The sequence below is a fragment of the Pseudomonas putida genome (assembly GCF_005080685.1).
Taxonomy (GTDB): Bacteria; Pseudomonadota; Gammaproteobacteria; order Pseudomonadales; family Pseudomonadaceae; genus Aquipseudomonas; species Aquipseudomonas putida_V.
In genome coordinates this window covers 18,914-32,465 of record NZ_CP039371.1, presented here as the reverse complement: position 1 = coordinate 32,465, position 13,552 = coordinate 18,914, and the positions used below count along the sequence as shown (strand labels likewise).

12 protein-coding genes are annotated in these 13,552 nt (G+C 57.4%); 6 read left to right on the top strand and 6 right to left on the bottom strand.

Translation table 11 applies throughout. The features are described 5' to 3' along the window. Positions 1–56: 56 nt before the first annotated feature. The 6 genes from E6B08_RS00150 (at position 57) to E6B08_RS00125 (ending at position 4,196) form a co-directional block, all read left to right on the top strand. Complete coding sequence (locus tag E6B08_RS00150) at positions 57–257, top strand: heavy-metal-associated domain-containing protein (RefSeq protein ID WP_004575963.1); 201 nt, start codon at positions 57–59, stop codon at positions 255–257. 265 nt (positions 258–522) lie between these two features. Further along, entirely contained in the window at positions 523–1,545 is a 1,023-nt protein-coding gene (locus E6B08_RS00145) for a cytochrome D1 domain-containing protein (protein WP_011953096.1), read from the top strand. 138 nt (positions 1,546–1,683) lie between these two features. Then, entirely contained in the window at positions 1,684–2,139 is a 456-nt protein-coding gene (locus E6B08_RS00140; RefSeq protein ID WP_011953095.1) for a hypothetical protein, read from the top strand. Between the two features lie 25 nt (positions 2,140–2,164). Continuing rightward, on the top strand, positions 2,165–2,440 hold the full coding sequence (locus E6B08_RS00135) for a DUF2933 domain-containing protein (RefSeq protein ID WP_011953094.1): 276 nt from the start codon (positions 2,165–2,167) through the stop codon (positions 2,438–2,440). After that, positions 2,437–3,096, top strand: a complete 660-nt coding sequence (locus E6B08_RS00130; RefSeq protein ID WP_011953093.1) for a methyltransferase family protein — start codon at positions 2,437–2,439, stop codon at positions 3,094–3,096. The genes E6B08_RS00135 and E6B08_RS00130 overlap by 4 nt, the downstream gene beginning before the upstream one ends. A gap of 119 nt (positions 3,097–3,215) precedes the next feature. Further along, a complete protein-coding gene (locus E6B08_RS00125; protein ID WP_104881048.1) occupies positions 3,216–4,196 on the top strand; it encodes an IS5 family transposase in 981 nt (326 codons plus the stop codon). Positions 4,197–4,706: 510 nt separating this feature from the next. Here the strand turns inward: E6B08_RS00125 and E6B08_RS00115 are convergent. The 6 genes from E6B08_RS00115 to E6B08_RS00085 form a co-directional block, all read right to left on the bottom strand. Beyond that, positions 4,707–5,054, bottom strand: a complete 348-nt coding sequence (locus E6B08_RS00115; protein ID WP_011953092.1) for a copper-binding protein — start codon at positions 5,052–5,054, stop codon at positions 4,707–4,709. A gap of 4 nt (positions 5,055–5,058) precedes the next feature. Next, on the bottom strand, positions 5,059–8,208 hold the full coding sequence (locus E6B08_RS00110; RefSeq protein WP_136912268.1) for an efflux RND transporter permease subunit: 3,150 nt from the start codon (positions 8,206–8,208) through the stop codon (positions 5,059–5,061). Continuing rightward, positions 8,205–9,671 carry an efflux RND transporter periplasmic adaptor subunit gene (locus tag E6B08_RS00105; protein ID WP_011953090.1) on the bottom strand — a complete coding sequence of 489 codons (1,467 nt, stop codon included), beginning with the start codon at positions 9,669–9,671 and terminating at the stop codon, positions 8,205–8,207. Before E6B08_RS00105 ends, E6B08_RS00110 begins: the two co-directional genes overlap by 4 nt. Further along, positions 9,668–10,921 carry a TolC family protein gene (locus tag E6B08_RS00100; protein ID WP_011953089.1) on the bottom strand — a complete coding sequence of 418 codons (1,254 nt, stop codon included), beginning with the start codon at positions 10,919–10,921 and terminating at the stop codon, positions 9,668–9,670. The genes E6B08_RS00105 and E6B08_RS00100 overlap by 4 nt, the downstream gene beginning before the upstream one ends. A 470-nt stretch (positions 10,922–11,391) precedes the next feature. Continuing rightward, positions 11,392–12,798 (bottom strand): heavy metal sensor histidine kinase, encoded by a 1,407-nt coding sequence (locus tag E6B08_RS00090; protein WP_011953087.1) that lies wholly within the window; start codon positions 12,796–12,798, stop codon positions 11,392–11,394. Then, positions 12,798–13,475, bottom strand: a complete 678-nt coding sequence (locus E6B08_RS00085; RefSeq protein WP_011953086.1) for a heavy metal response regulator transcription factor — start codon at positions 13,473–13,475, stop codon at positions 12,798–12,800. Before E6B08_RS00085 ends, E6B08_RS00090 begins: the two co-directional genes overlap by 1 nt. Between the last annotated feature and the right edge of the window lie 77 nt (positions 13,476–13,552).

The window sequence follows — 13,552 nt, the reverse complement described above, 5'->3', positions numbered from 1 at the left end:
CAAGGTTGAAGCTGTAAATGCGGCGAGAAAAGCCGTACCAGCATGAGAGGCCCGCTATGTTCGTTTTGGAAGTTTCCGGTATGGGATGTGGCAGTTGTGTCAACAAGATCACCAAGGCCATCCAGGCTGCCGATGGCGACGCGAAGGTGATCGTTGATCGTGCTGCCGGTACAGTGAGTGTCCAAAGCAACATCGAGGCGGAACGCGTCGGTGCACTGGTCCAGGCGCTTGGTTACCCAACCAAAGTCAGTCGCTAAGTCTCGTTACCGCTCAGATGGCAAGCCGCCGTGCCATGTTTCATGGCGCGGTTTCTTCATATACAGCCTGATGTCGACTGACTCCGGGTCGGGATAGCCAGCAATACTCCCCAAGAAATGGACGGCCTTCGATCACCCAGTGCCGAGTCAAGCTGTGGACGTTGACGCTGATCAAGAAAATGCTTCGCGATTGGTGTTTATCTTGAGTAAATGTATAGGCCAGCCTGGCTCACATACCCCGGCCCCTCGTTGGAGCTCATTCACAATGATGACTGCCAAGCGGTTTAGTTCTATGGCCTTGGGGATATCCCTGCTCATCCCTCTGGGGCTGGTCATGGCAAACCCTACGGGTAACGTCTACACGGCCAATGAACGGTCCGCTTCCATTAGCCAGGTAAATCTTGCGACAGGTGATGTGAGCACGGTCGCCTTGCCGATCGCACCCCACAACCTACAGGTTTCGCCCGACGGCAGCTTGCTTCTGGTTGTTGGAGTGGCTGGACATGCGGGGCATTCGAGCGGTGAAAAGCCCGGTGGGCAGTTGCTGGTGTTCAGTACCAGCGCGCTGGACAGGCCACCGTTCAGCTTCCCGGCAGGCGATCACCCGGCTCATGTGGTCACCGACGTCACCGGGCTGCGAGCTTTTGTGACCGATTCCGCTGCCAACCAGGTGCGAGTATTTGACCTTGAGCAGCGAATCGAGTTGCCCGGTATTCCAACTGGGCGTTATCCCCATGGGCTGCGCTTGAGCCCTGATGGCCGGACACTCTATATCGCGAACATGAAGAGCGACAGCGTATCGCTTATCGATGTCGTCACACTCAAAGAAACCGCGCAGATTCCCGTGGGCAAAGGCCCTGTCCAGGTCGGCTTTGCCCCTGACGGTCGCCTGGCATTCGTCTCGCTCAGTGCGACAAATCAGCTTGGCATCATCGACACGGCCAGACGCAAGGTGATCAGCAAGGTTGATGTCGGCCGCACGCCAATCCAGATGATGGCCACCGTTGACGGTCGCCAGGTCTATGTCGCGAATCAGGGCAGTGGCCAGAATCCGGACGACCGAGTCTCCATCGTAGATCTCCAGACGCGTAGCAGCCTGGGCACCGTGACCACCGGCAAGGGTGCCCATGGTGTGGCCATCAGCAGCGACGGCGCTTATGTGTTTGTCAGCAATATTGAAGCGGGCACCGTATCTGTCATCGATACGAGCAGCCGAAAGGTCGTTGCTACCCATAAGGTTGGCGCCGGGCCAAACGGGATCAGCTTCGAGCCGCCGAGTGCCCAATAATAGCCCGTCGGTGTACAACCCGAGCACGACGCGAAAAATGAGCATTCACGCCGGCGCAGTAATTTGCTTGTCGTGCCAGGTGAGGCCTAGCGCCCAGACCAAGGCATCCGGCTTTAAAACAGTGCTAAGGAGATGATGATGAACAACGTTCGAAATTTACTGATCGGACTTTGTTTGGCCGCAGCGTCCGTGGGCGCCATGGCGCAAAACACCGATGAACACTCGACACATCACCCGGCCGATGCGCCAAGCGCGGCGGCTACCGAGAAGACGCCTTCTCAGCCAATGGACAAAGGGCAAATGGCGGCGATGGACCAGCAAATGAAGGCCATGCAAGCCATGCACGAAAAGATGGCTGCAGCCAAAACGCCGGAAGCCCGTCAGGCGTTGATGGCCGAGCATATGGCGCTGATGAAAAATGGCATGGCCATGATGAAGTCCATGGAGGGTGGCATGCCTGAAATGGGGGGCATGCATGGCGGCATGGGCGGGGATATGGCCGCCCGCCACCAGATGATGGAAAAGCGCATGGACATGATGGAGTCGATGATGCAGATGATGATGGACCGCATGCCATCTGCTGCATCGAAGTAACCCATCTCCTTTCCCAGGAGTCGCTATGAACCCTCACTTCGATGAAAACGGCTCACCACACAGTTTCTGGCGTTCACGCTATGCAATCGGCCTGGTGGTAATCGGTGGGATCGCCGTCTACTTCCTGCTCACCGAGCACCTTGCCCATGTCGTTGGAGCCCTGCCTTATCTGTTGTTGCTCGCCTGTCCGCTGATGCATGTCTTCATGCATCGAGGACATGGGGGACACCATCACCAGGGCCAGAGCAAACCGGCCCCCTCCGATAAGGCTGATATCCATAAGCCGGGAGATCCATCATGAATCATGGTGAAAGCGCGTATGGCCTCTGGTCGCTGGTTTTCATCAACTCCGCGATCTTCATCATGTTTGCCTTCAGTTTCTTCAAGCCGGCAACGGCGAGAGACTGGAGGAGCTTCGGTGCATTCTCGGCCTTCATCGTTGCCCTGTTTGTGGAAATGTATGGCTTCCCCCTGACGATCTATCTGTTGTCAGGCTGGTTGCAGGCCAGGTTCCCCAACCTCGATCTGCTTTCCCACGAATCCGGCCATCTGTGGTCGACGTTGCTCGGTGACCAGGGCAACCCACACTTCAGTGTTTTGCACATTGCCAGTTACCTATTCCTGGGTTTCGGCTTCTATTTGCTTTCTGCCGCCTGGAACGTGCTATATCACGCGCAACGCCGCCGTTCACTTGCAACGGTCGGGCCCTATGGCTGGATCAGACATCCGCAGTACGTGGCATTTGTGCTGATTCTTCTGGGCTTTCTCCTTCAGTGGCCGACGCTGCTGACGCTGGCAATGTTCCCGGTGTTGCTGGTGATGTACGGGCGTTTGGCGGTTTCCGAAGAGCGGGAAATGCACAAGCAGTTTGGCGCTGCCTACGAAGCTTATACCCGCGTTACGCCTAGGTTCGTTCCGCACCTGCGCGAAAGGTTGGGTGGGGGTCATAGAGGCTGAAGCGTAGGACGAAGGAGCTACATGCCAGGAGGGTTTCAGCGGCAGTGTTTCTAGGGAAATCCTGAAGAAGACTTCCCGAATCTGGTGAAATACGCCGATCCCGTTGCCCGAGTTTTCCGATGAAGCAGATGACCTTCGCCGACGCCGAGTACGCCGGTAAGCGCAAGCAAACCCGCAAGGAGTTGTTCCTGATCGAGATGGATCAGGTGGTGCCGTGGCAGGGTTTGATCGCCCTGATCGAGCGGCATTATCCGAAGGGCGAAGGTGGACGTCCGGCCTATCCGCTGATGGCGATGCTGCGCGTGCACCTGATGCAGAACTGGTTCGGCTACAGCGATCCTGCGATGGAGGAAGCGTTGTACGAAACCACCATCCTTCGCCAATTTTCTGGGCTGAGCCTGGAGCGCATCCCCGACGAAACTACCATCCTCAACTTCCGCCGCCTGCTGGAAAAGCATGAGTTGGCGTCCGGAATTCTGGCAGTGATCAACGGCTACCTGGGGGATCGCGGCCTGTCGCTGCGCCAGGGCACCATCGTCGATGCCACACTGATCCACGCGCCAAGTTCGACCAAAAATAAGGACGGTAAGCGCGACCCGGAAATGCACCAGACCAAAAAGGGCAACCAGTATTACTTCGGCGCGAAAGCCCACATTGGTGCCGACGAAGAATCGGGCCTGGTACATAGCGTGGTGGTCACGGCGGCCAATGTTGCGGACATCACTCAGGTCGACCAACTGCTACACGGCGAAGAACACGTGGTGTGCGCTGACGCTGGGTATACCGGAGTCGAGAAGCGTCCTGAACATGAAGGTCGTGCCGTTATCTGGCAGATCGCGGCTCGGCGCAGCACCTACAAGAAACACGGCAAGCGCAGCGCCTTGTACAAAGCGCTGCGCAAGATCGAGAAGGCCAAGGCCCAGATCCGTGCCAAGGTCGAACACCCGTTCCGCGTGATCAAACGGCAGTTTGGCTATACGAAGGTGCGCTTCCGAGGATTGGCCAAGAATGCGGCGCAGATGGTGACGCTGTTTGCCCTGTCGAATCTGTGGATGGCCCGCCGACATTTGCTGGCCAGCGCAGGAGAGGTGCGCCTGTAATGCGGAAAATGGCTGCGGTAACGTGCTGGCGGTAACGAAAAAGGTAGAAAAGCGCGACTGATCGGATTGTCTTGGATCAGTTGGGCGATTTTGAAATCGGCAGACGCTGAAGTCAGCCAGAGATGCATGGCTACTTCAGACCATCCCTAGCGGGAATAGGGTATCCAAAGTCTGTTTGCTCGGATAACACTCTGAGTTGTCGCGGGTTTTCTTGTCGACAAGCTCGGTGGAATCCTTGTTGGCGTTCGGATAACTCAGGCAGTTGGATGACTTTGCGATGCCCTGTCCGCTTTCGACCCATATAGATCGTGATGCACGAAGATCTCTGCTCAAACGTCAGCTACTACTCTGATCTGAATGCATCCCGGCTACAGAGCGCAAAGACCAACTAGCGTCCCGAGGCACAGAGCTGAAGGCGGCGCGGTCAGGAATTGCGGCAGCACTTTTTCCAAAGTTTGGCTAAATGACCCTGCCTATCAGCTCTAATAGGCAGGGTTAGAAGTCAATCCGTCACTGCTTGCGAATGCCTACGATCGTCGCTGTGCCCCCATTCATTCGGAAATCGAAGCTGACCTTGTCGCCTACCTTGAGTCCCTTGAGTTGCTGCTCGGTAGCGCTGAAGCCCATGGTCATTGCCGGCCATTTCAGGGCTGATACTGGTCCATGCGCCAAGGTAACTTTACCTGGTTCCAAAGCTTTGATGGTTCCCTCAGCCGATGCAGTCGGAGCCGCCTGGCTGCCTTGGGTCTCGTTGCCTTCCATGGGCATATTCTTCATATCCGTGCCATACATGTCTTGGGCCTGCACCGCCGCCGCAACGGCGAACACCAGGCCAGCGCTGATCAGTAGCTTCTTCATCGGGTTACTCCTGTTTGGGGTTATCGTGTACAGCGAGTCCGCGGCGCCTGACGAGCCAGTAAGCCGCAGGGATTACAAATAGTGAGAGCAAAGGCGCGGTGAGCATGCCGCCGACCATGGGTACAGCGATCCGGCTCATGACTTCGCTGCCGGTACCGCTACTCCAGAGGATTGGCATCAAGCCTGCGACGATCACTGCTACGGTCATGGCTTTGGGGCGGATGCGCTGCACGGCCCCTTCGCGGATAGCATCCAGAAGCGCAGGTTGCCCCTGCGTACCGTTGCCGTTTCGTTCAGTCCAGGCATTGTTGAGGTAGATCAGCATGATGACTCCAAACTCTGCTGCGACCCCAGCCAAGGCGATAAAACCGACACCCGTGGCCACCGACAGGTTGTAGCCCATCATGTACAGCAGCCATACGCCGCCGGTTAGCGCAAATGGCAAGGTAGCCATGATCAGCAGCGCTTCACCGAGGCGGCCAAACGTGAGGTAGAGAAGGACGAAAATAATGGCCAGCGTCGCCGGTACTACCCATGCTAAGCGCGCATTGGCGCGCTCCAGGTATTCGAACTGCCCGGAATAGCTCAAGCTTATGCCAGGATCGAGCTTCACCTGCTGATCGACTAGCCGGCGCAGGTCGGCAACGACGGAGGACAGGTCCCGTCTCCGCACGTCGATATACACCCAGCCCGAGGGGCGCGCGTTTTCACTCTTGAGCATGGGTGGACCGTCCGCAATACGCACCCGTGCCACGGTTCCCAGTGTGATTCGCCCCCCTTGGCTGGTGTAAATCGGTAGCTGCCGCAGGGCATCAACAGAGTCACGCCACTCCCGTGGGTACCGAACACTGATGGGATATCGCGCCAGGCCTTCTACGGTTTCGCCGATGTTTTCGCCCCCAACGGCGCCGGCAACAATCGCTTGGACATCAGCAATGTTCAGGCCGTAACGCGCTGCGAATTGGCGGTCGATATCCAGATCGATGTAGCGTCCACCGGTTAATCGCTCGGCGAGGGCGGAAGTCACCCCTGGAACCGTTTTGGCCACCTTCTCGATAGCCAGAGTCACCCGGTCGATCTCATTCAAATTGCTGCCGGCAACCTTTACGCCGATCGGGCTTTTGATACCGGTTGCGAGCATGTCGATACGGTTTCGAATCGGTGGGATCCAGATATTGGTTAGCCCAGGTACCTGCACGGTACGGTCCAGCTCTTCGATCAGCTTCTCAGTGGTCATCCCTGCTCGCCACTGATCCTTCGGTTTAAGTCGGACAGTCGTCTCGAACATCTCCAGCGGGGCCGGGTCGGTCGCTGATTCAGCCCGGCCCGCTTTACCGAAGACACTGGCGACCTCCGGTACCGTTCGGATCAGCCGGTCCGTACGTTGCAAAAGCTCAGAGGCTTTCTGCGCCGAAAGACCTGGCAGGGCAGTCGGCATGTACAGCAAATCGCCTTCATCCAGTGGCGGCAAGAATTCGCCGCCGAGCTGGCTCAGGGGCCAGACACTGCTGAGCAAAATCAACAGTGCACCCGCCAACGTGAGCTTTGGCCGGCGTAGAACGATCTCCAATGCTGGGCGATAGAGCCGTATCAGGGTTCGATTGAGTGGGTTGCGCTCTTCTGCCGGTAAACGACCCCGAATCCAGTACCCCATCAGCACGGGTACCAGGGTAACCGAAAGGCCCGCTGCTGCTGCCATTGCATAAGTCTTGGTGAATGCGAGGGGCGCAAACAGCCTTCCCTCCTGAGCCTGCAAGGTGAATACCGGTATGAAGGACAGCGTAATGATCATGAGGCTGAAGAACAGCGCAGGCCCGACCTCGACTGCTGCCTCAGTCATCACTTTCCAATGATCTTCGCCACGCAACGACTTTCCAGGGTGCCACGTATGCCAAGCCTCAACCCGTTTGTGCGCGTTCTCAATCATCACCACAGCGGCGTCCACCATCGCACCGATTGCAATGGCTATGCCCCCAAGCGACATGATGTTGGCGTTGATGCCCTGGTGGCGCATGACGATCAGGGCAATGAGGACACCAACCGGAAGCGAGACGATGGCGACCAACGATGAGCGCAGATGCCAAAGAAATGCAGCGCACACCAGTGCGACCACGATGAACTCTTCAATCAGCTTCTGGCTCAGATTTTCCACAGCACGATCGATCAACTGGCTACGGTCGTAGGTAGTGACCAGCTCGACCCCGGCAGGCAGGCTTTTTTCCAGCGATTCAAGCTTGGATTTGACGTGAGCGATGGCATCTTTCGCATTCTTGCCACTGCGCAGAATTACTACGCCGCCCACCGCTTCGCCCTGTCCATCAAGCTCGCCGATGCCGCGACGTGCCTCAGGGCCCAGCTGTACAGTGGCTACATCGCCCAGTGTTACGGGTATACCCTTCGCAGCCAGGCGCAGGGGAATGGCTCGGAAATCATCGAGTGACTTCAGATAGCCGGAAGCCCTTACCATGAACTCAGCTTCGCCTTGTTCGAGCACGCCGCCACCGGTTTCCTGATTGGCCTTGGCGATGGCGTCCGAAACCTCAACTTGAGTGATTCCCAAGCTGGCCATGCGCAGCGGATCGAGCACTACCTGGTACTGCTTGACCATCCCGCCTATCGTCGCCACTTCGGCAACGTCCGGAAGAGTTTTCAACTCGAAGCGCAGGAACCAGTCCTGAAGGCTGCGCAGCTGTGCCAGGTCATGGGTACCACTGCGGTCCACCAGCGCATACTGGTAGATCCAGCCTACACCAGTGGCATCGGGTCCGAGCACTGGCTTAGCGGACGCCGGTAATCGAGACTGAACCTGGCTTAGGTATTCGAGCACCCTGGACCGCGCCCAATAGAGATCTGTGCCGTCCTCAAACAACACATATACGAAGCTGTCTCCAAATGCTGAAAAGCCCCGCACTGTCTTGGCTCCGGGTACGGAAAGCATTGTGGTGGTCAGGGGATATGTCACCTGATTTTCCACGATCTGCGGTGCCTGCCCTGGGTAGGAGGTGCGGATAATCACCTGCACATCTGACAGGTCAGGCAACGCGTCGATCGGCAAACTGCGCAGAGAGAAAACGCCCCAAGCTACGGCAAACAGTGTTGCCAGCAGGACCAGGACGCGGTTGCCAACCGACCAACGAATCAGGTTCGCGATCATGGCTGGTTCTCCTGCTGGGTTATTTGCTCGATGACCATGCCTTCATCGCGCTCGCGCACTCCAAACCGGATGCGTTCGCCAACCTTGAGTCCGGCAATCAAGCGGGGATCTGCCACAGGGAAAGTCATCGTCATACCAGGCATGCCCAGCGTCACGAACGGTCCATGAGCGATGGTCAGCTGATTACCTTCTATTTGAACGATGCGCCCATTGGCCTGATGTAGAGCCGGCTGTACAGGTTGCGCAAGTGGAGCATCGCCAGCAGTAACGGCCTCGATACCTTTCAAGCTCGCTTCGGAGTCCAGCAGAAACTGCCCGGACGCCACAACGCGCTGGCCCGCCTGAAGGCCTCGCAGCACGACCACCTGGCCAGCACTTTCCTGGCCGAGCACTACTTCCACCGGCCGGAATCGACCTCCGTCTTCTGACACCATTACGAGATCGCGTTTCCCCGTCCGAATGATCGCCTCGGCTGGCACCAGTAGGCTGTCATCCTGTTGCCCGGACGGATGGAGGGAAACCTGCGCGGTCATGCCTGGGCGCAACCGGCCGCCGGGGTTGGGCAGTTCTATACGAAGCCGCAAGGTGCGGCTTTGCAGATCCGCATCAGCCAGCAATGCGGTCAGCTTGCCGGGAACAGGTTCGCCTGGGAACGCTGCCAGATTCGCCTGCACTGCCTGTCCTTCCTGTAGGCCTTGGGCTTGCGCTTCAGGTACTGCGGCCTCAAGCCAGACGTTCGCGATACCATTGATCTTCGCCAACGTTGCACCCGGTGTCATTGTCATGCCTGGCCGCAATTCCAGAGCCTGAAGGACGCCTGCTGTTGGGGCCAAGAGCGTTACCGAATTCTGGACCCTTCCCGTACGGTCAATCCGGTTGATAAGATCGGCAGGCATACCCGCCAGCAGTAGTCGTTGCCGAGCTGCAGCGCGCAATTCATTGTCCCCAGATCGCTGAAGCGCCAGGTACTCTTCCTGCAAGCCCGCCCATTCAGGCGTCAACACATCTGCCAATGGGGCGCCCTTGGCAACCACGTCGCCTGTAGCGCGGCCATAGGTGCGTTCGACGTAGCCACCGGTACGAGCCTGCAGAACGCTAAAATCCCGCTCATCGAAGGTAAGCACGCCGCTCACCTGGAGGGTTCGAGCAAGCTGCCCTTTCGCTACGGTAGCCAGACGGACCCCCAGGTTTTGTTGGAGCCCCTGTGAAACTTGAACTGCGGGGCTCACCTCAGCAGCGGTGCTTTCCTGGTACTTCGGCACCAGTGGCATGTCCATGAAGGGCGACTTGCCCGGTGCTGGAAAGTGCTGCTGGGGGTACATCGGGTCATACCAATACAGCACCTTCTGTAGCGTTTCAGGGGAGGCAGTGGACACCTGCCCACGCTTTGCTAGCTGATAGCCAACGCCACCGCCGATAGCCAACGCGGCCAATACCACAAGGCTGATAGTTGAATTTCTCATGCGCGCACCTCTCCATACGCGAAGTGCAGCCGTGCAGCTGTCGCGGCCAACTGTCCTTGCAGATCGATGTCTTGCAGTCGTGTTTCAACCCGCTGACGTCGAGCGGTGAGAACCTCACTTAAGGGTGATTTACCGGCTCGATAGTCAGCAAGGGCGAGGCGGACTCGATCCTCCGCTAGCGGTAACAATGTTTCACGGCTGCGCTGCACTGCTCGCTGCAATCGCTGGTAATCCGCAAGATCTGTCTCCAGCTGCGCTTTATGCTCACGCAATGCCGCTTCCTGTTCGTCCTCCAGTTGCCGGACTTGTGCGCGACGTGCCGCGATCATCGGGTCCTGCCGTGAGCCAGCGAACAAGGGCAGTTGGAAACTTACCTGCAGGCTCACCATATTGCTGAATTCAGGCCCGCGCCGCTGGTAATCCACCTGCCACCCCCAGTCCGACTTCTTTTCTGCCAAGGCTTGGTGCACTTGAGCTTGTGCTTCCCGCGTAAGGGCGTTGTAGGTCGCCAATTCTGGATGTGCATGTATAGCGTGTAGATAGTCCGGCGCGCTCACTGGCCAGCGCGGAAATGCTTGAGCTTGCGGATCAGCATCCTCTCCAATCCATCGCTTGAGTGCAGCCCGTGCCTGAGCGGCCTGTGTGAGCAGAACATCTTTTTGCTCATCGAGTTGCGCAGCTTCCTGGTCAGGAGCAAGTGCGTCGGCCGTCGCGCCGGTACCGCCGGCCAGGCGTGCGCGGATTGCTGCGGCCAACAGACGGTTTTCTTTGTAGAAGTCCTCAAACTGCTGCAGTTTCCGTTGAACGGTGTACGCCGCGACCCAAGCTTGGGCTGTGGCAGCACGCACTTTTAAGCGCTCGAACACCGCCTCTGCATCGGCTCGCTCAACGCTCGCTCGTGCCGTCTCAACTCGTGCCTCCCGCTTGTCCCGGTTTGGTACTTCCTGGGAGAGGCCGACAACCTGCATCGTCATGAAATCGCGGTTCATGCTCCAACGATCACTGCCGTCAACAGGAAGGTTCTGCACTCCTAGGTTGAGACGTGGATCAGGCAGCTCGCCTGCTGGGATCACAGCGTGTCGAGCGGCCGTCATTTGCTCTTGCCTGGCCTGGAGGATGGGGGCATTGCGTTCGGCAAGTTGAAGCGCTTCCTCCAGAGACAACGGTGTAGCCTGAGCCGGTAACGTCGACAACAGGCTGATCAGAGCGGCCAGACATGCCATCCCTAATCGGTAACGTGGGGGAGTCATGGAAATGATTCCTCAAAAAATCAGCGCGCAAGCGCATGCCATCATCCGGCTGCAAAACAGGACGATGGGGTGAATTTAAGAGGTAATCAGGCGCGGGGTGGCCGCCAAGGGTCAGGAGGCGCCCTGTTTACGAGGCTCACCGCATAGGTATCTACTGGCCTAGGCGCAGAATAGGTGAGCGTGGGGTTAATTATTTCGACCTGAACTGTGCTCGCGGTTCTACACTCCTGGCCCACTTTGCAGGCTTTGGAGTGGTCGGCAGCTGATCCTGGATCAGTATCCTGGCAACAATCGTGATCCATCCCCGCCATCATCTCCATCCCCATGGTTTGCATGGGGCATGGTTCAATGGCTGAGTCGACTCCCGCCATGCCGTTGAGAGGAAGCGATGCGATTAGAAGCAGGATGGTGAACAGTCGTAGGAGCCGGTTCATGATGGCCGAGTATAGGTTACACGCATGAAATTAGCATTAAGCCGTTTGAGGCTTGGAAGTGGATTGTTTGGCGTGCGGCAGAGCGATGTGAAAACTCGTCACGCCGTCAGCGGAGGTACACCAAATTCGCCCACCATGAGCCTCGATGATCGAACGCGTTATGGCCAGACCCAAGCCGGCGTTGCTTGGGCTTCCTTCCCGCCTTGCAGGGTCAGCGCGATAGAACCGGTCGAAGATTTTGTTGATATGTTCCGGATCAATCGTGGCCCCATTGTTCTGGACGGACAGGTTCACTTGATCAGCCGCCTCGACAATCCGGACGGCGATATCGTGGCCTTCGGGGGTATAGCGCAAAGCGTTGGATAGAATGTTGGAAACCGCCCGGTCAATCATTAGCCGGTCACCACGGATCGTACCTTCGCCTTGAAGGGCAAGCCGAATGCTTCGGTCTTCGGCTGCAAGCTGGTAGTACTCAATCAGTCTGGACACTAGCCCGACCAGATCGATATCAACCTGCTCGGGGATGATCAAGCCGTTATCAGCTTTTGCCAGGAACAGCATGTCATCGATCATGCGCGACATGCGCTTGAGGTCTTCAAGATTGGAGTAGAGGTTGTCTTCGTAGGCATCGAGGTCGCGTTTTTTGGTCAGAACGACTTCGGTATGCGTCAGAAGATTACTTACCGGAGTCCGCAGCTCATGTGCGATGTCGGCTGAGAAGTTTGATAGCCGGACGAACGCGTCTTCCAGGCGTGCAAGCATTCCGTTGAAGGAGAGGATCAGCTCCTGCAATTCAAGCGGCACGGGCTCCAATGGAATTCGCTCGCGAAGGGACCGGGCAGACATGGATGTCGCCACCTTGGTGATCTGCCCAACCGGCCGAAGACCGCTCTTGGCCACGATCCACCCCAATCCTGCACTAACCAGAGCGCTGATGACCAAGCCAATGCCGAACCACCATTGCAGCGTCTTGAAAAAGTGGGCATGGCTGGTGACATCCAGCATCAACATGACTGTTACCGGCGCCTGCGCCTGCGCTATAGCCAGTTGAGAGGTAATCCCCCGGAAGTTCCGCGAGTCGATTTGCCAGTCCCAAACGGCGCCAGAAGAGGCCTGCTTAAAGCGCTCAGGGATGCGGGATGCCTTGGAGTCCGAGAACAGGACAGTACCGTCAGCATCAAGAATCTCCGCAGAAAGGTCCTGATGAGCCCCCAACAAAGCACGCAGTTGAGGCTCCTGATCCTCAAGTTCATCACGTGCTGCTGAAAGTGAAAGGATGTGCCGGGTGGATTCGAGTTTCTCGGCCAGGGCTTGCTCATCCAGCATCTGGAAATGGTGCTGACTGAGCATGTAGAAGCTCACGCCGGCAACGACCAATACGGCGATGACCGCGAACATGAACATGAGGGTAAGGCGTTTAACGAGCGACGATTGGGCGCGCATTACTCGGGAACATCCATCAGATAGCCCATGCCACGAACTGTATGTATGAGCTTGGGGGCGAAATCGTCATCAATCTTGGCCCGCAACCTACGAACAGCAACCTCGATCACGTTAGTGTCGCTGTCGAAGTTCATATCCCACACCTGCGATGCGATCAGGGACTTCGGCAGTACCTCGCCGCGTCGGCGCATGAGTAGTTCCAGTAAGGAGAACTCCTTGGCTGTGAGGTCGATCCGCTTGCCATTTCGGGTGGCCCGGCGCTTAAGCAGGTCTACCTCCAGGTCAGCCATCTTCATAGTGGTCTGAGCATAGCCACTGCTGCCTCTTCGCAGCAAAGTGCGCACACGCGCTAGCAGTTCCGAGAATGCAAAGGGTTTGACCAGGTAATCGTCAGCCCCGAGTTCTAACCCTTTCACGCGATCGTCCACGCCATCACGGGCCGTCAAAAACAAGACTGGGACCTCTTTCCCTGCCGCACGTACCATCCGCAGCACCTCCCAGCCGTCTAGCCCCGGCATCATTACATCAAGAATCAGCAGGTCATACGCCTCGCTCAAAGCGTATTGCAGCGCGTCGGTCCCTGTGACCACACGATCGACGGTAAAGCCTGCCTCCGTCAGCCCTTGCTGCAGGTAGGCCCCGATTTTTGGCTCATCTTCGGCTACGAGTAATTTCATCTGCTGCGCCCCCTTGGATGCCCTTCAGTGTGCAGCAAAAAAGGCACCCAACCAGAAGCTGACGGAAAAGTAATGTC

Excerpts from the sequence above, each read along its gene's own strand:
- E6B08_RS00150 (WP_004575963.1), top strand. The coding sequence starts at position 57 with ATGTTCGTTTTGGAAGTTTCCGGTATGGGATGTGGCAGTTGTGTCAAC.
- E6B08_RS00145 (WP_011953096.1), top strand. The coding sequence starts at position 523 with ATGATGACTGCCAAGCGGTTTAGTTCTATGGCCTTGGGGATATCCCTG.
- E6B08_RS00140 (WP_011953095.1), top strand. The coding sequence starts at position 1,684 with ATGAACAACGTTCGAAATTTACTGATCGGACTTTGTTTGGCCGCAGCG.
- E6B08_RS00135 (WP_011953094.1), top strand. The coding sequence starts at position 2,165 with ATGAACCCTCACTTCGATGAAAACGGCTCACCACACAGTTTCTGGCGT.
- E6B08_RS00130 (WP_011953093.1), top strand. The coding sequence starts at position 2,437 with ATGAATCATGGTGAAAGCGCGTATGGCCTCTGGTCGCTGGTTTTCATC.
- E6B08_RS00125 (WP_104881048.1), top strand. The coding sequence starts at position 3,216 with ATGAAGCAGATGACCTTCGCCGACGCCGAGTACGCCGGTAAGCGCAAG.
- E6B08_RS00115 (WP_011953092.1), bottom strand. The coding sequence starts at position 5,054 with ATGAAGAAGCTACTGATCAGCGCTGGCCTGGTGTTCGCCGTTGCGGCG.
- E6B08_RS00110 (WP_136912268.1), bottom strand. The coding sequence starts at position 8,208 with ATGATCGCGAACCTGATTCGTTGGTCGGTTGGCAACCGCGTCCTGGTC.
- E6B08_RS00105 (WP_011953090.1), bottom strand. The coding sequence starts at position 9,671 with ATGAGAAATTCAACTATCAGCCTTGTGGTATTGGCCGCGTTGGCTATC.
- E6B08_RS00100 (WP_011953089.1), bottom strand. The coding sequence starts at position 10,921 with ATGACTCCCCCACGTTACCGATTAGGGATGGCATGTCTGGCCGCTCTG.
- E6B08_RS00090 (WP_011953087.1), bottom strand. The coding sequence starts at position 12,798 with ATGCGCGCCCAATCGTCGCTCGTTAAACGCCTTACCCTCATGTTCATG.
- E6B08_RS00085 (WP_011953086.1), bottom strand. The coding sequence starts at position 13,475 with ATGAAATTACTCGTAGCCGAAGATGAGCCAAAAATCGGGGCCTACCTG.